General features: G+C 62.7%; 20 protein-coding genes. 7 read left to right on the top strand and 13 right to left on the bottom strand.

All coding sequences use genetic code 11. The annotated features are described in order from the left end of the window. Window positions 1-27: 27 nt before the first annotated feature. Together VGO12_RS10125 and VGO12_RS10120 are read left to right on the top strand one after the other, a co-directional pair. The gene (locus VGO12_RS10125) at window positions 28-297 is read left to right on the top strand and encodes a metalloregulator ArsR/SmtB family transcription factor (protein WP_327512614.1); all 270 of its coding nucleotides are present in this window, start codon (window positions 28-30) and stop codon (window positions 295-297) included. After that, a complete protein-coding gene (locus VGO12_RS10120) occupies window positions 294-956 on the top strand; it encodes an SdpI family protein (protein WP_327512613.1) in 663 nt (220 codons plus the stop codon). Before VGO12_RS10125 ends, VGO12_RS10120 begins: the two co-directional genes overlap by 4 nt. Before the next feature lie 21 nt (window positions 957-977). Here VGO12_RS10120 and VGO12_RS10115 read toward each other — a convergent pair whose 3' ends face one another. Then, window positions 978-1,763: an alpha/beta hydrolase gene (locus VGO12_RS10115; RefSeq protein WP_327512612.1), complete on the bottom strand. Its 786-nt coding sequence runs from the start codon at window positions 1,761-1,763 to the stop codon at window positions 978-980. A gap of 134 nt (window positions 1,764-1,897) precedes the next feature. Between VGO12_RS10115 and VGO12_RS10110 the strand changes: the two genes are divergently transcribed. Together VGO12_RS10110 and VGO12_RS10105 are read left to right on the top strand one after the other, a co-directional pair. Next, on the top strand, window positions 1,898-2,860 hold the full coding sequence (locus tag VGO12_RS10110; RefSeq protein WP_327512611.1) for a GlxA family transcriptional regulator: 963 nt from the start codon (window positions 1,898-1,900) through the stop codon (window positions 2,858-2,860). A 79-nt stretch (window positions 2,861-2,939) separates the two neighbouring features. Continuing rightward, window positions 2,940-3,701, top strand: coding sequence for a DJ-1/PfpI family protein (locus tag VGO12_RS10105; RefSeq protein WP_327512610.1), 762 nt, complete (start codon window positions 2,940-2,942; stop codon window positions 3,699-3,701). Between the two features lie 72 nt (window positions 3,702-3,773). On the opposite strand, the gene VGO12_RS10100 is transcribed toward VGO12_RS10105, so the two are convergent. From VGO12_RS10100 to VGO12_RS10075, 6 genes are all read right to left on the bottom strand, one after another. Beyond that, window positions 3,774-5,411, bottom strand: a complete 1,638-nt coding sequence (locus tag VGO12_RS10100; RefSeq protein ID WP_327512609.1) for a CTP synthase — start codon at window positions 5,409-5,411, stop codon at window positions 3,774-3,776. Between the two features lie 138 nt (window positions 5,412-5,549). Continuing rightward, window positions 5,550-6,050 carry a preprotein translocase subunit SecG gene (gene secG / locus VGO12_RS10095; RefSeq protein ID WP_327512608.1) on the bottom strand — a complete coding sequence of 167 codons (501 nt, stop codon included), beginning with the start codon at window positions 6,048-6,050 and terminating at the stop codon, window positions 5,550-5,552. A 131-nt stretch (window positions 6,051-6,181) separates the two neighbouring features. Beyond that, window positions 6,182-6,952 carry a triose-phosphate isomerase gene (tpiA, locus tag VGO12_RS10090; RefSeq protein ID WP_327512607.1) on the bottom strand — a complete coding sequence of 257 codons (771 nt, stop codon included), beginning with the start codon at window positions 6,950-6,952 and terminating at the stop codon, window positions 6,182-6,184. A gap of 144 nt (window positions 6,953-7,096) precedes the next feature. Continuing rightward, the gene (locus tag VGO12_RS10085; protein WP_327512606.1) at window positions 7,097-7,945 is read right to left on the bottom strand and encodes a class I SAM-dependent methyltransferase; all 849 of its coding nucleotides are present in this window, start codon (window positions 7,943-7,945) and stop codon (window positions 7,097-7,099) included. Between the two features lie 59 nt (window positions 7,946-8,004). Continuing rightward, window positions 8,005-8,490: a GNAT family N-acetyltransferase gene (locus VGO12_RS10080; RefSeq protein ID WP_327512605.1), complete on the bottom strand. Its 486-nt coding sequence runs from the start codon at window positions 8,488-8,490 to the stop codon at window positions 8,005-8,007. A gap of 196 nt (window positions 8,491-8,686) precedes the next feature. After that, on the bottom strand, window positions 8,687-9,166 hold the full coding sequence (locus VGO12_RS10075) for a hypothetical protein (RefSeq protein WP_327512604.1): 480 nt from the start codon (window positions 9,164-9,166) through the stop codon (window positions 8,687-8,689). 192 nt (window positions 9,167-9,358) lie between these two features. On the opposite strand from VGO12_RS10075, the gene VGO12_RS10070 reads away from it, so the two are divergent. Both VGO12_RS10070 and VGO12_RS10065 read left to right on the top strand, forming a co-directional pair. After that, a complete protein-coding gene (locus VGO12_RS10070; protein WP_327512603.1) occupies window positions 9,359-9,979 on the top strand; it encodes a cytochrome b in 621 nt (206 codons plus the stop codon). After that, window positions 9,976-10,578 carry a YceI family protein gene (locus VGO12_RS10065; RefSeq protein ID WP_327512601.1) on the top strand — a complete coding sequence of 201 codons (603 nt, stop codon included), beginning with the start codon at window positions 9,976-9,978 and terminating at the stop codon, window positions 10,576-10,578. Before VGO12_RS10070 ends, VGO12_RS10065 begins: the two co-directional genes overlap by 4 nt. Window positions 10,579-10,616: 38 nt before the next feature. On the opposite strand, the gene VGO12_RS10060 is transcribed toward VGO12_RS10065, so the two are convergent. The 6 genes from VGO12_RS10060 to VGO12_RS10035 all read right to left on the bottom strand — a co-directional run bounded on the left by VGO12_RS10060 (window position 10,617) and on the right by VGO12_RS10035 (window position 17,376). Further along, window positions 10,617-11,972, bottom strand: coding sequence for an aspartate aminotransferase family protein (locus VGO12_RS10060; protein ID WP_414650704.1), 1,356 nt, complete (start codon window positions 11,970-11,972; stop codon window positions 10,617-10,619). 107 nt (window positions 11,973-12,079) lie between these two features. Then, entirely contained in the window at window positions 12,080-13,090 is a 1,011-nt protein-coding gene (locus VGO12_RS10055; RefSeq protein ID WP_327512599.1) for an NAD(P)-dependent oxidoreductase, read from the bottom strand. Next, window positions 13,087-13,527, bottom strand: a complete 441-nt coding sequence (locus VGO12_RS10050; protein WP_327512598.1) for a transporter — start codon at window positions 13,525-13,527, stop codon at window positions 13,087-13,089. The genes VGO12_RS10055 and VGO12_RS10050 overlap by 4 nt, the downstream gene beginning before the upstream one ends. Window positions 13,528-13,620: 93 nt before the next feature. After that, the gene (locus VGO12_RS10045; RefSeq protein ID WP_327512597.1) at window positions 13,621-14,943 is read right to left on the bottom strand and encodes an FAD-binding oxidoreductase; all 1,323 of its coding nucleotides are present in this window, start codon (window positions 14,941-14,943) and stop codon (window positions 13,621-13,623) included. Beyond that, window positions 14,940-16,382, bottom strand: a complete 1,443-nt coding sequence (locus VGO12_RS10040) for a UbiA family prenyltransferase (protein ID WP_327512596.1) — start codon at window positions 16,380-16,382, stop codon at window positions 14,940-14,942. The genes VGO12_RS10045 and VGO12_RS10040 overlap by 4 nt, the downstream gene beginning before the upstream one ends. 127 nt (window positions 16,383-16,509) lie before the next feature. Next, complete coding sequence (locus tag VGO12_RS10035) at window positions 16,510-17,376, bottom strand: alpha/beta hydrolase (RefSeq protein ID WP_327512595.1); 867 nt, start codon at window positions 17,374-17,376, stop codon at window positions 16,510-16,512. 288 nt (window positions 17,377-17,664) lie between these two features. Here VGO12_RS10035 and parE point away from each other — a divergent pair, with 288 nt between their 5' ends. After that, window positions 17,665-19,725, top strand: coding sequence for a DNA topoisomerase IV subunit B (gene parE, locus VGO12_RS10030; RefSeq protein ID WP_327512594.1), 2,061 nt, complete (start codon window positions 17,665-17,667; stop codon window positions 19,723-19,725). Window positions 19,726-19,843: the final 118 nt, after the last annotated feature.

Genomic DNA, 19,843 nt, shown 5'->3' with positions numbered 1-19,843 from the left:
ATATGAGTTCAGCAAGGCGAACGGGCGATGCGGATCAACAGGGTTTTCGAGGCACTTTCCCATCCGGTGCGGCGGCAGATTCTGACGCTGCTGAAGGCTGGGCCGATGAGTGCCGGCGATCTCGCCAACCAGTTCGAGCTCACCAAGCCGACGCTGTCGGTGCATTTCGGCAAGTTGCGTGAAGCTGAGCTCGTCGCGGTCGAACGGCGCGGCACAAGTCTCATCTACCATCTCAACATGTCCATTCTCGAAGAGGCGCTCGGCGGCCTTCTTGGCGCAAAGGATCAAACCCCATGACATCGCTTCTGCGCTCCCCCGCCATCCTGGTTTTGACCGGCATCCTGCTGTCGGCAACGATAGCCGGCTTCCTTGCGATACCGCCGGAAACGCTGTTGCCCATCCATTGGGGACCGGACGGCACGGCCGACGCTTTCTGGCCGCGCAATCGGGCGCTTTTCTTGGCGCCGGTCGCGGTCGCACTGATCCTCACGCTCTCGGCCTTCGCCGAGCGCTTCGCGCCGAAGCCCGAAATCCGGGCCGGACGGCATGTCACGGCAGTGACCGTCTCAGGCATCCTTGCCTTGTTTGCCGCCATCCAGACGGTCATCGTGCTCATCGGGCTTGGGTTCGATCTGTCGATGTCGCGCGTGATCGCCTTCGGCATGGGGCTTCTGGCGATCGTCGTCGGCAATGTCCTGCCGAAGTCCCAACCCAACAGCCTCGCCGGGATGAGGCTGCCCTGGACGCTCAAGGATGCAAAGAACTGGAGGGCGACCCACAGGCTGACAGGCGGCCTGATGGTCGCCACCGGCGCACTACAGGTCGCCCTTTCGCTCGCCCTGCCGACCGGCATGTTGCTGGCGTTCACGACTGTTGCCGCCATGGTCGGGCCGGTGTCGATCGGGTGCCTCTACAGCTACAGCTTTTCGCGCGGCAGGAGGCCGGGCACCCCCTGAGCGCACCCGTTCACACGCAAGCTAGAGATCGAGAGCGCCAAGGAAGGTCGAGATCGCTGACGCGACCTCGCACGGCGCTTCGATCGGCGAGAAATGCCCGATCCCCTCAAGGACGACGAAGCGTGCCTGCGGCAGGCGTCCGCCGATCTCGCGGCGCAGGATCGGCTCGGGGTCGACCACGTCGTGCGTGCCGGTAATCACCAGGGTCGGCACGGAAATACGACCGACCTCGTCGCCAACGTCCTCCGCCATGCCGACGTCCACCCAGGCGCGCTTTGCCGCCGGTGCGCCCTTCAGCGTATCGAGGATCGTGCGTTGTCGGACCTGCGGCGCCACGGATCGGGTGAGCAGCGCGTCCAGCATGCCATTCACCGTTTCTGCGCTGTCGTAGCTCGCAAGTCGCATCGCCTTCTCCTGCGGTGAAAGATCGATCGGCGTCGGTGGCGCCGGCGCCACAAGAACAAGCGCCTCCAGCCCCTGGGGCCGGCGAGCGGCGAGCTTCTGCGCCACTTTTCCGCCCATGGAATTGCCGACAAGCACGTAGCGCGTCAGCCCCATGGCGGCGATCAACGCCGCGGCGTCTTCGGTCAGGATGTCGAGGCCGAAATCCTCGCCGGTCTTTGCCGAATCACCCCAGCCGCGATGATCGTAGGCAAGCGTGCGCCAGCGCCCACCGAGCGCCTCGACGACGCCTGTCCAGGTGCGGCTCGAACCGCCCCAATAGTGAAGGAAAACCAGGGCGGGATCGCCTGCACCGGTTTCCACGAGATGGAGTTCGGTGCCATTCACGGCCAGTTTGCGGGACATCGGTTCGCCTTTCCAACTGCAATGGATTGAGCCAACTGCGACACCACCTGCGGCAACGCTCGCGGTTGACGAAGCTGTTATCCAACGGCACTCATTCGTCTGAAATGACATTGTTCCCACGATTTGAGACAAACATGCATATTGGCTTCTTCGTCTTCCCGGATTTCGAATTGCTCGACCTCAGCGGTCCGCTTGCCGCCTTCGGCCTTGCCGGCAGGCTTGCCGACGACGCGTATCGTCTCTCGGTGGTTTCCGCCCATGGCGGGCTTATCCGGGACCTCAACGGAGCGACGATCGTCGCCGAAGCGCTTGAAGACCGGCGCTTTGACACGCTGCTGATCGCCGGCGGCCCGGCCGAACGCGCCTGCGGCGCAGATGAGGCGACGGTTGCCCTGTTGCGGACAGCAACGGAAGAGACGCGGCGGGTCGCCAGTATCTGCACCGGCGCTTTTCTGCTCGCCGCGACCGGGATGCTCGATAATCGCTATGCCACCACCCACTGGCGTCATGCGCCACGGCTGCAGCAGCTCTACCCGAAGGTTCGCGTCGAGGCGGACCGCATCTTCGTCAGGCACGACCATGTCTGGACATCGGCCGGGATCACCGCCGGGATAGACCTGGCACTGGCGTTGATCGAGGAAGACCTGGGCATCGAGGCGGCACGCTCGGTCGCGCGCGATCTCGTCGTCTATCACCGCCGGCACGGCGGCCAGTCGCAATATTCGACGCTGATCGAGCTCGATCCACCCTCCGACCGGATCCGCAAGACACTCGACTTTGCCCGCTCGCACCTGCATGAGCGCCTCAATGTCGAGCGGCTGGCGGAAGCGGCGCATCTCAGCCCACGGCAGTTCAGTCGCGCGTTCCAGGCCGAAACCGGCCAGACGCCGGCCAAGGCGGTCGAAAGGTTGCGGGCCGAGACCGCCCGTCCACGCGTGGAGGAGAGTGCGGAAAATCTCGCGGTCATCGCCCGTGCGGTCGGTTTTGCCGATCCGGAGCGCATGCGCCAGGCCTTCATCCGCTGCTTCGGTCAGCCGCCCCAGGCGCTGCGCCGCGCCGCGCGCGGCCACACCGATCTGGACGACGAAACGTCCTGAAACATGGGAAATACGTCATTTCAGTCATCGCATCTTTCCAGCACTTTGCGCCCGCAACAGCAACAACACTGGAAACGACATGACTGATGAACAGCGATATGGCCTTAGCACCGATTCCATGCGCGCACTCGCGGCTAACTTCGAGCCGGCCGGCGGACGCCGGCTGAAGATCGGCATCTTCGTCTGCCCGGGCTTCATTCCGATGGATATCATCGGCGCCCAATCGGTGTTCGGCATCGTCGGCGCAGAGATCCATCTCATCTGGAAGCGCATCGAACTGGTCGAGGGCTTCCCGGCCTATCCGACCATGCCGACGACGCGTTTTGAGGATTGCCCCGACGATCTCGACGCGCTGGTCGTCGGCATGATCCCGCCGGAAATGATGGCCGATCCGGACGTCATCGACTTCTTCGCCGACCAGGGCCGAAAGGCGAAGAACATCATTGCGACGTGCTCCGGAACGCTCGTGATCGGCGCTGCGGGGCTGCTGAAGGGCCGCCGCGCAACGAGCAATTCCAACGTGGTCGAATACCTCAAAGATCTCGGCGCAATCCCCGTGAAGGGCAGCGACGTGGTGGTCGATGGAAACATCTACACGTCAGGTCCAGCGACCGGTTCGTTCGATGCAAGCCTGATCCTGCTCGGCCACCTTCTCGGCGAAGAGGTCGCCAAGCTCGCCGAACTGACGCTCGAATACGATCCCCGCCCGCCGTTCAAGACCGGAACGCCGGAACTTGCCGGTCCCGAACTCGCCGAGCGGGCTCATCTCGCCATGCTCGAGATCAACACCGCCTATCACCGTGCCTCGGTGGCTGGCTATGAGCGGTTGACCTCCGCCTGACGCATCAGCTTTCGCGCAAAAGAAAACGGCCGGTCTTGCGACCGGCCGTTTTCATGTGTCTTTCTCGCGCCCTCAGACGAGGCGGGACTGTTCCAGCGCCGCCTCGATGAAGCTCGCAAACAGCGGATGCGGATCGAGCGGCCGCGACTTCAGTTCCGGATGGTACTGAACGCCGATGAACCACGGATGATCGCGATATTCGACCGTTTCCGGCAGGATGCCATCCGGCGACATGCCGGAGAACACCAGACCGCAGGCTTCCAGCCGATCCTTGTAGTCGACGTTGACCTCGTAGCGGTGGCGGTGACGCTCGAAGATCTCGGTCGAGCCGTAGATTTCGGCGATCTTGGTGTCGCCCTTCAAAGCCGCACGATAGGCGCCGAGGCGCATCGTGCCGCCGAGATCGCCCGAGGCCGAACGCTTCTCGAGCTCGTTGCCCTTGACCCATTCTGTCATCAGGCCGACGACCGGTTCCTTGGTCGGACCGAACTCGGTCGAAGACGCCTTTTCGATGCCGGCAAGATTGCGCGCCGCCTCGACGACGGCCATCTGCATGCCGAAGCAGATGCCGAAATAGGGCACCTTGCGCTCGCGGGCGAAACGCGCCGCGTTGATCTTGCCCTCGGAGCCGCGCTCGCCGAAACCGCCGGGAACGAGGATGCCGTGCACCTTTTCAAGGTAGGGTGCGGCGTCTTCCTTTTCGAAGACTTCCGACTCGATCCACTCGAGCTTGACCTTGACCCGGTTGGCAATGCCGCCGTGGTAAAGTGCTTCGATCAGCGACTTGTAGGCGTCTTTCAGGCCCGTGTACTTACCGACGATCGCGATGGTGACTTCGCCCTCCGGCGTGCGGATGCGATCGGCAACGCGTTCCCAGGCATCCATGCGCGGCTTGGGCGCCGGCTCGATGCCGAAGGCTGCCAGCACTTCGTTGTCGAGGCCTTCCTTGTGGTAGGCGATCGGAACGTCGTAGATCGAGGCAACGTCGAGCGCCTGGATGACCGCCGACTGGCGAACGTTGCAAAACAGCGAGAGCTTGCGGCGCTCGGCTTCCGGGATTTCGCGGTCGGCGCGGACAAGCAGGATGTCGGGATGGATGCCCAGCGCCTGCAGTTCCTTGACCGAATGCTGCGTCGGCTTGGTCTTCAGTTCGCCGGCAGCCGGAATGTAGGGCATCAGCGTCAGGTGGACATAGACGGCGGTGCCGCGCGGCAGGTCGTTGCCGAGCTGGCGGATCGCCTCCATGAACGGCATCGCTTCGATGTCGCCAACGGTGCCGCCGATCTCGCACAGCACGAAATCATAGTCGTCGTTGCCTTCGGTAACGAAGTTCTTGATCTCGTTGGTGACGTGCGGGATCACCTGAACGGTCGCGCCGAGATAGTCGCCGCGGCGTTCCTTGTCGATGATGTTCTTGTAGATCCGGCCGGTCGTGATGTTGTCGGTCTTCGTCGCCGAGCGCCCCGTGAAGCGCTCATAGTGGCCGAGATCGAGATCGGTCTCCGCGCCATCGTCGGTTACGAAGACCTCGCCGTGCTGGGTCGGGCTCATGGTGCCCGGATCAACGTTGAGGTAGGGGTCGAGCTTGCGCAGTCTCACCCGGTAGCCACGCGCCTGCAGCAGTGCTCCGAGAGCCGCTGCAGCGATGCCTTTTCCGAGGGAGGAAACCACGCCGCCTGTGATGAATACATATCGCGCCATGGGAGTCACCGGATACCTTTTAACAAATGATTCCGCCACCGAAAAATTCATGTTCCAGAACTTTTCGTCTTGGGATGGAAGCAGATTTCACACAAAACAAAACCGGCGGATGAAACATCCGCCGGCGGGTTCTTCAGAATTGCGACCTTATTGGCCGCTGGGAACTTGCGATCCCGTATTGCTGTTGGCGCCGGCTGCGGGCGTCTGCGTTGCTGCGCCACCGGCCGGGGCTTCGCCCGTGGTTGCAGGTGCCGTCGACGGAACGCCGTTGTCGGCCGGGGCAGCGTTGCCGGTTGCAGGCGCCGTCGCTGGCTGCTGCTGCGTCGCGCCGCCGGCCGGAGCCTGAGCGCCGCCGCCGAGCGAATTGAGGACGCCACCACCGTTCGAGCTGGTGCCCGGGATACGGTCGAGAATGTCGGTCGCCTGCGGCTGGTAGCGGGCAAGGATACCCATGCCGAGCGCCAGGACGAAAAACAGTGCGGCGAGGATCGCGGTGGTGCGGGTCAGCGCATTGGCCGTGCCGCGCGCGGACATGAAGCCCGAGCCGCCACCGATGCCCAAGCCCCCACCTTCGGACCGCTGAATGAGTACGACGCCGATCAGGGCGACGACGACCATGAGATAGATGACGAGTAGTACGGTCTGCATCAGCTTCCAGTCCTGCCCCTTGGGCACACGAATCAAACCATGCGCAAACTCGGCATGGCCGGGCGCAATTTTCGCGCCTCTTTATACCAAGCCGTACGCCATTAAAAGCCCCTGCCCGCTCGAGCGGGCGATCAGGCCGTCAATTCTTCATAAGCCCGATAGATGGCGAGGAAGTCTTCGGCTTTCAAGCTCGCCCCGCCGATCAAGGCACCGTCGACATTGGCGACGCCCATCAATTCCTTGGCGTTGGACGGCTTCACCGAGCCACCATAAAGAATGCGCATCTTCGCGCCGGCATCGCCAAAGCGGGCAACCAGTTCCTTGCGCATGAAGGCATGCGCCTGCTCGACGTCGGCGGCCGTCGGTGTCAACCCCGTGCCGATTGCCCAGACGGGCTCGTAGGCGATCACGGTGTTTTCGGCGTCCGCCGCATCCGGCAGGCTTTCTGCAAGCTGGCGCTTCAGCACGTCGAGCGTCTTGCCGGACTTGCGCTCGTCGCCGGTCTCGCCGATGCAGACGATCGCCACGAGATCCGCCGCATGCGCCGCTTCCGTCTTCGCACGCACCAAAGCGTCGCTCTCGGCGTGGTCGGTGCGGCGCTCGGAATGGCCGACGATGACGTGGGTGCCGAAGCAGTCGGCAATCATTTCGGCAGAAACGTCGCCGGTGTGGGCACCGGACTGCTTCTCGTGGCAATCCTGCGCGCCGATCAGAAGTGGGCTGTCGTCGCAAAGAGCTGTCGCCACATAAAGCAGCGTTGCCGGCGGGCAGATCAGCGTTTCGACCTTGGTGGAAAGCTCGTCCTTGACGCCTTCGGCCATCGCCTTGATCTGGTCGAGCGAGGCGCGGGTTCCGTTCATCTTCCAGTTGCCGGCAACGAGCGGGCGGATATCGGGCGTCATGCAGTTTCCTCCGGATGCTTTTCTTAGCAAGCGGCCTAGCAAATGCAGCCGGCAAATAAAAGCGCCGCTAACGATTATTCCAATGCGGCGAGGCAAGCTGCCCTGCCCCGCCGCGCGGTCGAAGAACCGCCTCCCGCGGTCAGGCTACGGCCTGATGGCGGAAATCGCGTACATCAACGGCAGGCTCGGCATCGCTTCGGGCGGCGCCATGCGCCCGCCGCCCAAGTCCCGCATGCCCTCGAAGCCGACCCAGCCATTGGCGTAGGGATACTCCTTCAGGCACTCGATCCTCAGACCGGCATCGATCAGCGCCTGGACCACATCGGCGATCCCCCAGTTGAACTCGAAGGACGGATGCGGGTTCTTGAAATCGACGACCCCCTTCTCGTAGCCGTCCACGGCAAGGCCTTCACCGGAATCGGCGACATAATCGCCGACGCCCGCCTCCTCGACCGGCTCCTTCGGCGCATAGTCGTAGTGCGGCTTCCAGCCGGGGTCGAACACCATGGCGAAGGGATGGAACTCGATGAAGGCAAAGCGGCCGCCCGGTTTCAGAACATCGGCGATACCCCGTGCCCATGTCTTGATGTCTGAGAGCCAGCAAATCGTCCCGTAGGACGCAAAGACGCGATCGAACCGGCGCCCGGCGGACCGCGCATCGTCGAACCAGCTGAACAGGTCGGCACGTTCGAAAGTGGCAGCGATGCCGCTGTCTTTCGAAAGACGTGACGCGAAGGCGATCGCCTCATCCGAAATATCGACACCGGTGACCCTGGCGCCGAGACGCGCGAGGCTCAGGCTGTCCTGACCCGAATTGCACTGCAGGTGCAGGACATCGAGCCCGGAGATGTCGCCGAGCAGATCGATCTCTTCGGGATAGAGCGTGGACGCGCCGTTCCGAAAGAAGGCGGCCTGATCGCCCTTGTGGCTGTTGTGCGCGACGGTTGCCGCATTCCAGGAGAGGCGATTGGCCTCATGCAGGTCGTTGGTCATGATACCACCCATAATCCTCATGATGCCGGCCTGGCCCCCCCCCATGCCGGCGCATCCTTTCAGAACTTCAGTACGGCTTCGTGCTCGTCGTCATAGTATTCGCCCGTCGGCTTGAACCCGAGGCCGTGATAAAAGCCTTCGGGGCTGCCGGGGCCCTGTCCGTAGCTCGTGTAGAGCTCGCGAAGGCCGCGCGCCTTCAGGTCGCGCACGACGAGCGCGATCGCCTGCCTGCCGAAACCCTTGCCCTGGAACGGACCGGCAATCATGAAGCGCCAGAGATAGACGCCCGGGCAATCGATGCCGTCGTCCCAGTCGGACCCTTGATGCAGCATGATGAAGCCGATGAGCGTCTCGTCGGCATAAACCGCACGGAACCAGGCGTTTTCGGAAAAATGCGCCTCGCCGATCGAGGTGCCGTTGTCGGCCACCATGTTGCGCTGCTCCTCGCTCAGCGTGTCGCTGAGCTCGCAAACGTCGCAGACGGTCAGGGCTGAGATGCGCCGCAGCGTAATTTCGGCATCAGGCGGCAATACGGTTTCAGTCATGGGAAACACCTAGGAAAATCAATTTGTTGAAAAAGCAATGCTGGGCCAGGACGGCCAGCGCGATCACCCGCAAAAGGGGTGAGCGTCACCTAGATTGAAATCATGGCGAGAAAACGTCCGGTTCGGGACGCGTGGGGTGCGGTCGTTCGCGCCCCTCACGGTTCCAGCCGGTCGCTCGGCAACCGGCGGCCGAATTTCACTTCGGACGCTCCGTCAGGGGCCGCGCGCCGCCATTCTCCAGGCCGGCTATCGCCGCATGCAGGTCAGCCCCGAGCGCCTCGTCGAACTGCTCGAAAAGTGCGTCTCCGATTAACCCGTAGACCTCGCGCAGAAAAGGCGCTGCCGCCGCGCCGTCGCCGAGGGCCAGATAGGCCCGAGCGATCGAAAGCGATGCCAGCGGCTGGCGCTGCGCGAGCGTCCATTCCCGCGCGAGTTCCGAGACGGCAATGCTCTTTTGATGGTGACCCGCATCGCACAGGGCCGCGCCGTAGCCGCTCTTGATCCAAAAATACATGTCCGTCAGGGCAAGATGCGCGTCGGCGATGTCGGAGGCCTGACGCCAGGCTTCGGCTGCCCCGGCATAGTCGGCTTCCGTTCCAAGCCTGATGCCGGCGCGGGCATGCTGATAGGCCTCCCGCTCGTGCGGGTTCATCGGTGTCGTCGTCTTCTTCGCCATGTACCCCAGTCCAATGCTGCCGGGAACAACCCCTCCGTGTCCCCTTCACCGGCAAATGGACCATAGCTTGCCGAGATCAACAAGATCGCACTGCAATTTTAAGGTATTCTGGGCGAATAAAAGCAGGAGCTCATGGGTCTCACCGCAGTTGCCGAAGCTGTAACGGCAAGGTGAGCGACCACGGAGTGGGAAATGCTGCGCAACGACAAGACCGGGTTCGGCTGGATCACCATCGCCCTGCATTGGGCCATCGCGGCACTCATCCTCGTCTTGCTTGCCCTCGGCTTCATCATGCGCCGCGTCCCGATCGATCCTGCAATGCAGTTTTCGCTCTACCAGTGGCACAAGTCGCTGGGGTTCACGGTGCTCGGGCTCGCGGTGATTCGGGCTCTCTGGCATGTGGTCGAAATCCGCCCCGCCCCCTCTTCGACCCTCGGTGCACTGGAACGCCGGGCGGCGAGCGCCACGCATGCCGTGCTGATCGTCCTTGCCCTCGCCGTCCCGCTTGCCGGATGGGCTGTCGCATCCACCTCGACGCTCAACATTCCCAGTTTCTATTTCAACTGGCTGATCATCCCCCATCTGCCGATGGAAAAATCGGCCGGCGCCGAAGACCTCTGGACGCTCGTCCACATGGTGCTCGCCTACGGCCTTCTGTTGGTCGTGGCGCTGCACGCATCGGCGGCTCTCTATCATCACGCCGCCCGCCGCGACGACGTCCTCATCCGTATGTTGCGTGCCCGTTCGCGCCAGCGCGCCGCCTCCCAGGCGGCTGGGGCGAACCCCTTGATTGCTGGAAGGAAAAAGCCATGAAAGTGCATTTGCATTCCCGTACGCAAGCCACCGCTCTCATCGCAGCAGCAGCGGTGTCGGTTCTCCCATCGATCGCCCTCGGAGCGACGCCCGAGCTTTCCGACGCGGCCGGCAATTATGGCATCACGTCCGCCTCCCGCATCCATTTTACGGTCGCGCAAGCGGGCGGCGGCGGGGGGATCGTCGGTGATTTCGGCAAGTTTTCCGGCAATTTCCGCATCGATCGCAATGACATCGATCGCTCAACCGTCGAGTTCACGCTCTATCCGGAAAGCGTGAAGACGGGCGAAAAGCGCATCGAGGATTTCCTGAAGTCGAGCGCCGTCTTCGATACCTCGAACTACAACACCGTGACCTTCCGCTCCACCAACGTAAAGCAGACCGGCCCGGATACGGCTGCGGTCGAAGGCACGCTGACGGCGCGCGGCACGTCGCGCAAGGAGCGCTTCTCGGTGACGCTGCTTGACTGGAACCGCGGCTCGATCGCCTTCAACATCCGCGGCAGCATTCACCGTTCTCCCTACGGCATGGATGTCGGCACACCGATCTATTCCAACGTCGTCGAGTTCGACATGAACATCAAAGGGCAGAGGCACTGAGCGCCCCTGCCCTTTTTCTCGACGACAGGTGAGCCGCTTTAGCCGATCTGGCTTGCGACGAAGTCCTTGACGATTCCGACGATGCCGCGGCCGAGCAACTCGTCGAGGGCCGAGATGAATGTGTCGACATGGGCGCGCTCGCAGATCAGCGGCGGCTCGAGCCGGATGACATTGCGATTGTATTCGGTAAAGGCAACCAGCACGTCGTGGTCACGCAGGAGCAGCGCCCCGATGAAGCCGGACAGCGAGCCCTTGAGCTTGTCGTCGAGCATCGAGACCACGGGACGCAGCACCATGGGCAGCGTCTGGCTGAAATCCTGGAACTCGAGGCCGACCATCAGGCCCTTGCCGCGCACGTCCTTGATGATCTTCGGATACTTCTCCTTCAACGCCTGCAGACGTTCGAGCAGATAGTCGCCGCTGTCGGCAGCGCGATCGATCAGGTGCTCGTCATAGAGCACGTTGATGCCTTCGATCGCGGTCACGCAGGCTTCGCCCATGCCGCCGAAGGTCGCCATCGCGTGGATCATCGCCGTCTTCGGCGTGCCATAGGCCTTCATGTAGACCTCGCGGCGGGCAATCATCGCGCCGACGGCGGCCTTGCCGGCGCCAAGCGATTTCGCAAGCGCCGTGATGTCCGGCACCACACCATAGTGCTCGAAAGCATAGAAGCGGCCGGAACGGCCATAGCCGCACTGCACCTCGTCGGCGACCCAGAGCACGCCGTACTTGTCGCAGAGCGCCCGCAGCTTCTGCCAGTACTCGGCCGGCGCCTGGATGATGCCGCCGCCGCCCTGGATGGTTTCGAGCACGATGACGCCGATTTCCGGATCGGACCTGAAGGCGTTCTCCACCGCATCGATATCGGCGAAAGGCACGCGCACAGTGTTGTCGGTCAGCTTGAAGTCGCCGCGGTAGAGCTGCCCGTCGGTGATGGCGAGCACGCCCTTGGTCTTGCCGTGGAAGGAATTCTCGGCATAGACGACCTTCGGACGCTTCGGGCCGGCAGCGCGCTCGGCGAGCTTGACGGCGGCCTCCATCGCTTCCGAACCGGACGAACCGAGGAAGACCATGTCGAGGTCGCCCGGCGAGCAGGCCGCGATGTTCTTGGCGAGTGCTGCCGCATATTGCGACATGAAGGCGATCGCGATCTCGTGGCGCTTCTCGTCCTGGAACTTCTGGCGGGCTTCCAGAATGCGCGGATGGTTGTGACCGAAGGCGAGCGAGCCGAAACCGCCAAAGAAATCCAGGATCTTGCGGCCGTTCTGGTCGGTGTAGAACATGCCTTCGGCGCTCTCGATCTTCACCTTGTGGAAGCCGAGAAGCTTCATGAAGTGCAACTGACCGGGGTTCAGGTGGTCCTTGAAGGCCGTGGTGATATCGCCGATCGACATGGCCTTGGCCTCATCGACGGTGATGAGCGCGGGTCTTGCCACGCCACCATCGAGCGAAGGGGCGGCAACGGCGATACGGTTCGGTCTGTCCAGCATGATATCTCCCCTCATTCGGCCGGCACGGCGACAGCTGCAGGAGCTGCGGCGCCCATCTTTTTGGCCCGATATTCGTCATAGGCGGCGATCAGCATGTCGCCATCATTGTATTCGGCGCGCCAGCCAAGCTCGCGCTTCAGCTTGCCCGTCTCGCGCACGCACATCTCGTCGGCGATCAGATACTGCTCCGGATCCATGATCGGCTTGTTGATCAGGTCGAAGAAAGCCAGGGTCTGCTTGACTGCGAAGGCGGGTGTCGGAAGCAGGATCGATTTCGAGCCGGCATGCTTGATCAGATTGCCGAGCAGTTCGCGCACCGAGGGCGGATTGTCGGAGCCGAGATTGTAGGCCTCGTTCGGCACGCCGCCCTTCCAGGCAAGGCGCGCGGCTTCGGCGCAATCAAACACCGAGATGAACTGGTAGGGCACCTTGCCCGAGCCGATCATCGGCACCGGCAGGTTCAGGTCGATGAGCTTGAACAGCTTTTCGAGAATGCCGAGACGACCGGGGCCGATGATCAGACGCGGGCGAAAGATCGAGATGTTCATGCCCTGCTTGCGCCATTGCACGGCCAGCTGCTCGGTCGCCCATTTCGACTTGCCGTATTCGCCAAGGGGCTTTGCCGGATGGGTCTCGGTCTGCGGCGATTGCACGGTATGGCCGTAGATCATGTCGGTGGTGAACTGCACCAGGCGCGATGCACCGGCTGCGTCCATCGCCTTCATGATGCTTTCGGCGCCGTAATAGTTGACGGGCCAGAAAAACTCCCACCGCTTGGCGCGGATCTGCAGCGGCGACAGCATCTTGGCCGCCATGTTGTAGACCATGTCGTCAGGGCCGATGCCAACCTTCAGCACGGCTTCCGGATCGGTGACGTCGCAGTGGACGAAGCGGACGCGGCCGTAATGGGGCAGATCGGATTTGACGATATCGGCGACAACGACGTCCTCGCCTTCCTTGACGAGGCGTTCCGCCAGATGACGACCGACAAAGCCGTCGCCACCAAAGATGATGTGTTTCATGACTTGCTCCCGAATTCTGCGGTGCTCACCCCGGCAGCATCGGCCGGCTTGTCGTTGGCGTCAGATGAGATGCCCGATTGGGCGATAAGAACGGTTCCAGCGCAGATCAGCGCGATGCCGGCAATGCGCCAGGCGTTGAGGTCTTCGCGAAAGACGAAGTAGGCAAAGACCGCGACGGCGACATAAGCCAGGCTCAGGAACGGATAGGCAAAGGAAAGCTCGACCTTCGACAGCACGTAGAGATGCGACGCCATCGAGATCACGAAGGTCGCAAGGCCGGCAAAGACCCAGGGGTTGAAAACGATCTGGAACAGCCGGACGATCGCCGTCTCGGCGGTCATCGAAATCGGTCCGAGTGTCATCATGCCCTGTTTCAGCATCAGCTGCGCGGCGGCGTTCGTCAGCACCGTGAAGAGAATGAATGGAATATATTTCATAGTTTTACTCCCAGTCCCGAAAATGTACTTACGGGCAAGAGACGGATTTTCCGTGAAGTTTGAATATTTATTTGAATAAAATTGTCTGCATTCTCATTCTGGCAAAGCCAGAGCCGTGCGCTTCCAGAAGTTCGAGACAAGCGCGGGGTCGCGATGCGCCTCCAGCCTTCTCCAGGAAGAGAAAGATTTTTCAAAGACTTGCGGGCTCATTCGGGCATCCTTGTATGGATTGACCGCGCCGCCGGCCGCAACAACAATGCGATCGAGGGCATCGAGCAGCTTTACTGTCCGTTCACCTTGATTTGCAAAGTCGAGAGTCAAAGTAAAACCAGGACGCGGGAACGACAGGATGCCGCGCGAGCCGATGTCGCCAAACCGCTTCAGGATCGTCAGAAACGAGGCATGGCCAGCCTGCCTGGCGGTTTCCATCAGCCTGGCCGTAATCTCGGGCGCGTTGTCCGCCGGATAGACGCTCTGGTGCTGGTAGAGCCCGCGCGGACCATAGAGCCTGTTCCAGGCGCCGATCGCGTCCAACGGGTAGAAATAGGATGTCCAGGGAACAGTGCTCACCGTCTCGCCGGGCTTCACCTTGCGGAAATAGTGCTCATTGAAGACCTTCAGCGTTGCCCGGTTCAACAGGTTGAAGGGTGGCGCAAACGGCACCGAGAGCTTCAGTCCCTTGGGGATATCGGGAAACTCGCAGGAACCGTCGGCATGGTCGCCCGCCAGAAGCACGCCCCTGCCCATGCGCGATCCGGTCGCAAGCTGGTCGATCCAGGCGACGGAATACTCGTGCTCGGCATCGATGCCGTCGACGAGGGCGAAATAGCGGTCGAGGTTTTCGAAACGGATGGCGTGCTGCTGCACATGCGGCGACGGTACCTTCATCAGTCGCAGATCCACGGTCAGGATCAGTCCGGTGAGCCCCATGCCGCCGATTGTTGCGGCGTAGAGTTCCGGATTTTCGACCGGCGAGCAGGTGAGCCTTTCCCCGGTCGAGCGCAACAGGGTGAAGCCCGCCACGTGATTGCCGAAGGTGCCACGGGCGTGATGGTTCTTGCCGTGCACGTCGTTGGCAAGCGCACCGCCGACCGTGACGAAGGCTGTGCCTGGGGTCACCGGCAGGAAGAAGCGATGTTCGATCGCCCGTTCAAGGACCGTGCGCAGCGTCGCGCCCGCCTCGCAGGTCATCATGCCGGTGCCGGGATCGAAAGCAATGATGCGGCCGTGCCTGCGGCTTTCGATCAGCCTGCCCTGATCGTTGTGGCAGCTGTCACCGTAACTGCGGCCGTTGCCGAAGGGAAGGAAGCCCCCGGCTTCCAGCTGCCCCATGCGGTCTTCGTAATCGTCAGGCAGGATCGACGGCCGCGCACGCTTGTCGAGGCGGCCCCAGCTTTCATGGTCTTCAAACGTCATTGCGGCCCGATGGCTCCAAACAGGATCAGAAGCGCGCCGACCAGCATGGTCAGCTGGCTGCGCCAGTCGCGCATGATGAAGACAACCGGGTCTTCGTGCAGCATGCCGCGACGCGCGAGCATCCAGATGCGCAGGAGCATATAGAGCACCAGAGGGCAAAGCGGCCACAGCGCCCAGGGTGTCGTGTACATTTCCTGCAGCTCCTTGCTGTGCACATAGAGCGCAAGGACCAGCGCCGAAGTGAAAGCGGAGGCGACGCCCGCCTGCCCCACCATCTCGAAATCCACGGCGAGATAACCGCGACCGGGGACATTGCCGCCGTCCTTGTCGTCGAACTCGTGCAGCTCGACATAGCGCTTCACCAGCGCGAGGCTCAGGAAGAAGAAGATCGCGAAGGACACCAGCCAGAAGGAAAGCTCCGTACCGGTGGCAGCCGCACCGGCAACGATGCGCGTGGTGTAGAGGCCGGCAAGCGTGAACACGTCCACCAGCAGCTTGCGCTTCAGAACGAAGGTGTAGGCCGTCGTCGCACAGGCGTAAAACGCCAGCACGCCGGCAAACTTCCAGGGCAGCAGCAATGTCAGAGACACCGACGCGAGGGTCAGGCAGACGGCGAGAACCAGTCCCGTCGGCACCGACATCTGTCCGCTTGCAAGCGGCCTGTGGCGCTTCTTGGCATGCTGGCGATCGTTGGCCAGATCCGAGAGGTCGTTGATCACGTAGACGGCAGAGGCGAGGAAGCTGAAGGCGAAGAAGGCGATGACGACGCTGACGATCGCGTCGACGTGCAAGACCTCGTGATTGAGGATCATCGGCACGCCGATCAGCACGTTTTTCGCCCACTGATGCACGCGGATGGATTTGAGCGGCGCCAGCCTGCTCACCTTGCCGGTGTCCAGGCGCTCGGCATCGTGATTGCGGCGCCATTTCTCCGCGGCCGCGTCCGGCGCAACCACGATCGCGCGCCGCGCCGCCTCGAAGACGGCAATGTCGTCGCGGCTGTTGCCCATGTAGTCAAAGGCGCCGTCGCCGAAACGGTCGACCAGCGCCTGGCGTTTGCGACTGCTCGTCAGATTGAGCGCGTCGGTCGAATGCATGACGCTTGAGAACAGCCCGACGTGATCGGCGACATCCCGCGCGACCGAAGGTGCCGCGCCGGTGACGAGAACAAGCTCCCGGCCCGCAGCTTTTTCCGTGCGAAGCCGCTCGACAACGGCCTGACGATAGGGCCAGTCCTCAGCCCGACGTCCTGACCGCAGGGCCACTTCGTGCTTCAGCCTCGCCTTGCCCTTGGCAAGCCAGAACAGCATGGGAAACAGCATCAGCGGGTTGCGCAGAAGAAGGATCGCAGCGCCTTCCCACAAGGTGTCGGCCGCCAGCAAGGTGCCGTCGAGGTCCACACACAGCGGTATGTGCCGTGTCTCGGTGCGCGCGTCCATGAAATCCATCCCAGCCATAGTTGCCGGGTATCATCACGACTTCAACTTTCCAGAGTGGAAACGCGGCCACGCGCTCTGCCCGGAAATTGCCGGGCTGGTTAACAAATGACGAGCGACAGAAGGGATCTTAGCGCCGGCCGATCCAGTTCAGGGCGTCGCGCCAGTCGGTCATGCGAACAGGCGTCCCATGCGCGCCGGTCTCAAACAGCACGAAGCGAGCCGGATACCCCTTGGACTTGAGCGCCGTGTAGAGTGCCTTCTGGCTGTCGGCGGGATAGACGCTGTCGCGGCTGCCATGGCTGAAGAACATCGGCAGCTTCGCCTTGTAGGCAGCGCTCTTGGTGAAATCAGGGTCGCTGACGCCGCCCATCACCATCATGCCGCCGAGCGCTGCGACTGCCGTTGCGTCGCGCGAGACGCCCCAGCAGATGAAGCTGCCCATCGAAGCGCACGCAAGCACCACCGGACGGCCGCCCGAGCGTTCGGAAGCGTAGTTGACCAGGCCGGAGATATCGCCCGCGCCCGCCGTATCGAAGGACCGCACACTTGGGGCGTAATAGACGCCGCCATTGGCGACGGCGAGGTTCTTCAGTCGGTTGAAATTGCCGCCGAAGGAAAAATCGTTGGCGCCGAGCCGCCGGTCGCCGCCGCGGCCGTGGATGAAGATGACCGTGAAGGCGGCGCCCCGATCCGGACCGACCCGGGTAACGTCGAGCCGTCGCCCGCCGATATCGAGCGTCTCGTTGACCTGCTCGCTCTTGACGCCAAGCGACACATAGGCCCGATTGACGCGGCGCTCGGGAATTTCGTCCCGCTCGTTGATATCGCGCAATTCCTGGTAATCGACGGTTAGATCGTCGCCACCGTCCGCCTGGCCGAGCACCTTGCCATAGGAAAAAAGCTCGTCCTTGTAGGGCTTCAGCATCTCTGCCTGCGCGGGCAAGGCGACAAACGCCTGCCCGGGCAAGGCGACGAAGACCAGGGCGAGCGCCATCAAAGACCGGCGAAATGGAAAAACAACTGTGGACACGGCCAAGGACGGGCTCCCTCTTTCGCCGCAAGCCTTGCCATCGCCCGGACAGCAAAGCAACACTCGGCCAACACCAAAGCGGCGGAGCCGGTATTTCACCTGTTGTCGCCGACGGAATTCTCCTTTTGTTCGCGCTTTCGGCAAGACTCTGGCAGAATTCAGGTGATTCGACCGCCGAGGGATGGCGGCAAAGCCGAGGTCTTGCTATGGCCTTCGGCATTCCCGGATGACAGGAACGACCCGAACGGCCCCATGGACGACAACAGCGACCTCTTCTCAATGCCCGAGCAACCAAAGCCCGTACAGCCGAGCGCCAAGCCGGCCGTGCCAGCGGCGCCTGTCGCGCGCGAAGAGCCGCGCCCTGCCCCCAAAGGCAGCGACGGCAGCGACTATGATGCTTCGGCGATCGAGGTGCTTGAAGGCCTGGAGCCTGTCCGACGTCGTCCAGGCATGTATATCGGCGGCACCGACGAAAAGGCGCTGCATCACCTGTTTGCCGAAGTCATCGACAACTCGATGGACGAGGCCGTGGCCGGCCACGCAAACTTCATCGAGGTCAACCTCGATGCCGAAGGCTTCCTGACGGTCACCGACAACGGCCGCGGCATCCCGGTCGAGAACCATCCGAAATTCCCCGGCAAGTCTTCGCTCGAAGTGGTCATGACCGTGCTGCACGCCGGCGGCAAGTTCGACGGCAAGGCCTATGAGACCTCAGGCGGTCTGCACGGCGTGGGTGTCTCTGTCGTCAACGCGCTTTCGGACTCGCTCGAAGTCGAGGTCGCCCGCAACCGTAAACTCTACCGGCAGCGCTTCTCGCGCGGCATCCCCCAGGGTGGCCTTGAAGAACTCGGCGACGTGCACAACCGTCGCGGCACCCGCGTCCGTTTCCATCCGGACCCGGATATCTTCGGGCCGCATGCGCGTTTCGAGCCCGGCCGTCTGTTCCGCATGGCGCGCTCGAAGGCCTATCTCTTCGGCGGCGTCGAGATCCGTTGGTCCTGCGATCCGTCGCTGCTGGCTGAAGGCTCGGAAATCCCTGACAGGGCGGTCTTCCACTTCCCCGGCGGCCTCAAGGACTATCTCGCGGCAACGCTCGGCAAGGAATTCACCGTCACCCGCGAGATCTTCGCCGGCAAGTCCGAGAAGTCGAATGGCCACGGCTCGCTCGAATGGGCGGTCACCTGGTACGGCGGCGACCAGCAGGTCCACTCCTATTGCAACACCATCCCGACCCCTGAAGGCGGCACGCACGAGGCGGGTTTCCGCATCGCGCTGACCAAGGGCCTGAAGAACTATGCCGAGCTGAAGCAGAACAAGCGGGCGGCACTCATCACCACCGATGACGTGATGATCTCGGCCGCCGGCATGCTGTCGGTGTTCATCCGCGAACCGGAATTCGTCGGCCAGACTAAGGACAAGCTTGCGACCGTCGAGGCACAACGCATCGTCGAAAATGCGCTGCGCGACCCCTTCGACCACTACCTGACAGACAACCCGGCCGAAGCCGACAAGTTGCTCGACTGGGTGGTCGAACGCGCCGAGGAGCGGGTGCGCCGGCGCAAGGAAAAGGAAGTCAATCGCAAGACGGCCGTGCGCAAGCTGCGCCTGCCCGGCAAGCTTGCCGATTGCTCGCAGAACACCGCAGAAGGTGCTGAACTCTTCATCGTCGAAGGGGACTCGGCCGGCGGCTCGGCCAAGCAGGCGCGCAACCGCGCCAACCAGGCGATCCTGCCTTTGCGCGGCAAGATCCTCAACGTGGCGAGTGCTGGCCGAGAAAAGCTCAGCGCCAACCAGCAGATCACCGACCTCATCCAGGCGCTCGGCTGCGGCACCCGCAGCAAGTACCGCGAGGAGGATCTGCGCTACGAGCGCATCGTCGTCATGACCGACGCCGACGTCGACGGCGCGCATATCGCCTCGCTGCTGATCACCTTCTTCTACCAGGAGATGCCCGAGCTGATCCGCGGCGGCCATCTCTATCTCGCCGTGCCGCCGCTCTACCGCATCAGCCAGGGCTCAAAGACGCTCTATGCCCGTGACGACGCGCACCGCGAAGAATTGATGCGCACCGAGTTTTCCGGCCGCGGCAAGGTCGAGATCGGCCGTTTCAAGGGCCTCGGCGAGATGCTGCCGGCGCAGCTCAAGGAAACGACGATGGATCCGAAGTTCCGCACGCTGCTGAAAGTCGAGATCGACGACGTCGACTTCGAGGGCACGCGCGAAGCGGTCGACAATCTGATGGGCACGAAGGCCGACGCACGCTTCCGATTCATCCAGGAGCGCGCCGTGTTTGCTGATAATCTGGACATCTGACCGGCGCGTCCACGCAGCCTGTTCGGCGTGCCAGATTGTCGGCACATCGCAATCGAAACGGCGGCACGAAGGCCGCCGTTTTCCGTTCCGGGTGCTCTTGAGGAATGTCACCATCGGA

It is taken from the genome of Ensifer sp. (genome assembly GCF_035999135.1).
In the GTDB taxonomy this organism is placed as follows: domain Bacteria; phylum Pseudomonadota; class Alphaproteobacteria; order Rhizobiales; family Rhizobiaceae; genus Ensifer.
This window is presented reverse-complemented; position numbering and strand designations above follow the sequence as displayed.

Bases quoted from the DNA above. Each gene is read 5' to 3' on its own strand.
- VGO12_RS10040 (WP_327512596.1), bottom strand. From the start codon at position 16,382: ATGGACGCGCGCACCGAGACACGGCACATACCGCTGTGTGTGGACCTC.
- tpiA (WP_327512607.1), bottom strand. From the start codon at position 6,952: ATGACGCCCGATATCCGCCCGCTCGTTGCCGGCAACTGGAAGATGAAC.
- VGO12_RS10120 (WP_327512613.1), top strand. From the start codon at position 294: ATGACATCGCTTCTGCGCTCCCCCGCCATCCTGGTTTTGACCGGCATC.
- VGO12_RS10065 (WP_327512601.1), top strand. From the start codon at position 9,976: ATGAAAGTGCATTTGCATTCCCGTACGCAAGCCACCGCTCTCATCGCA.
- VGO12_RS10105 (WP_327512610.1), top strand. From the start codon at position 2,940: ATGACTGATGAACAGCGATATGGCCTTAGCACCGATTCCATGCGCGCA.
- VGO12_RS10110 (WP_327512611.1), top strand. From the start codon at position 1,898: ATGCATATTGGCTTCTTCGTCTTCCCGGATTTCGAATTGCTCGACCTC.
- VGO12_RS10070 (WP_327512603.1), top strand. From the start codon at position 9,359: ATGCTGCGCAACGACAAGACCGGGTTCGGCTGGATCACCATCGCCCTG.
- secG (WP_327512608.1), bottom strand. From the start codon at position 6,050: ATGCAGACCGTACTACTCGTCATCTATCTCATGGTCGTCGTCGCCCTG.
- VGO12_RS10035 (WP_327512595.1), bottom strand. From the start codon at position 17,376: ATGGCGCTCGCCCTGGTCTTCGTCGCCTTGCCCGGGCAGGCGTTTGTC.
- VGO12_RS10045 (WP_327512597.1), bottom strand. From the start codon at position 14,943: ATGACGTTTGAAGACCATGAAAGCTGGGGCCGCCTCGACAAGCGTGCG.
- parE (WP_327512594.1), top strand. From the start codon at position 17,665: ATGGACGACAACAGCGACCTCTTCTCAATGCCCGAGCAACCAAAGCCC.
- VGO12_RS10050 (WP_327512598.1), bottom strand. From the start codon at position 13,527: ATGAAATATATTCCATTCATTCTCTTCACGGTGCTGACGAACGCCGCC.
- VGO12_RS10125 (WP_327512614.1), top strand. From the start codon at position 28: ATGCGGATCAACAGGGTTTTCGAGGCACTTTCCCATCCGGTGCGGCGG.
- VGO12_RS10080 (WP_327512605.1), bottom strand. From the start codon at position 8,490: ATGACTGAAACCGTATTGCCGCCTGATGCCGAAATTACGCTGCGGCGC.
- VGO12_RS10075 (WP_327512604.1), bottom strand. From the start codon at position 9,166: ATGGCGAAGAAGACGACGACACCGATGAACCCGCACGAGCGGGAGGCC.
- VGO12_RS10060 (WP_414650704.1), bottom strand. From the start codon at position 11,972: ATGTCGATCGGCGATATCACCACGGCCTTCAAGGACCACCTGAACCCC.
- VGO12_RS10115 (WP_327512612.1), bottom strand. From the start codon at position 1,763: ATGTCCCGCAAACTGGCCGTGAATGGCACCGAACTCCATCTCGTGGAA.
- VGO12_RS10055 (WP_327512599.1), bottom strand. From the start codon at position 13,090: ATGAAACACATCATCTTTGGTGGCGACGGCTTTGTCGGTCGTCATCTG.
- VGO12_RS10085 (WP_327512606.1), bottom strand. From the start codon at position 7,945: ATGACCAACGACCTGCATGAGGCCAATCGCCTCTCCTGGAATGCGGCA.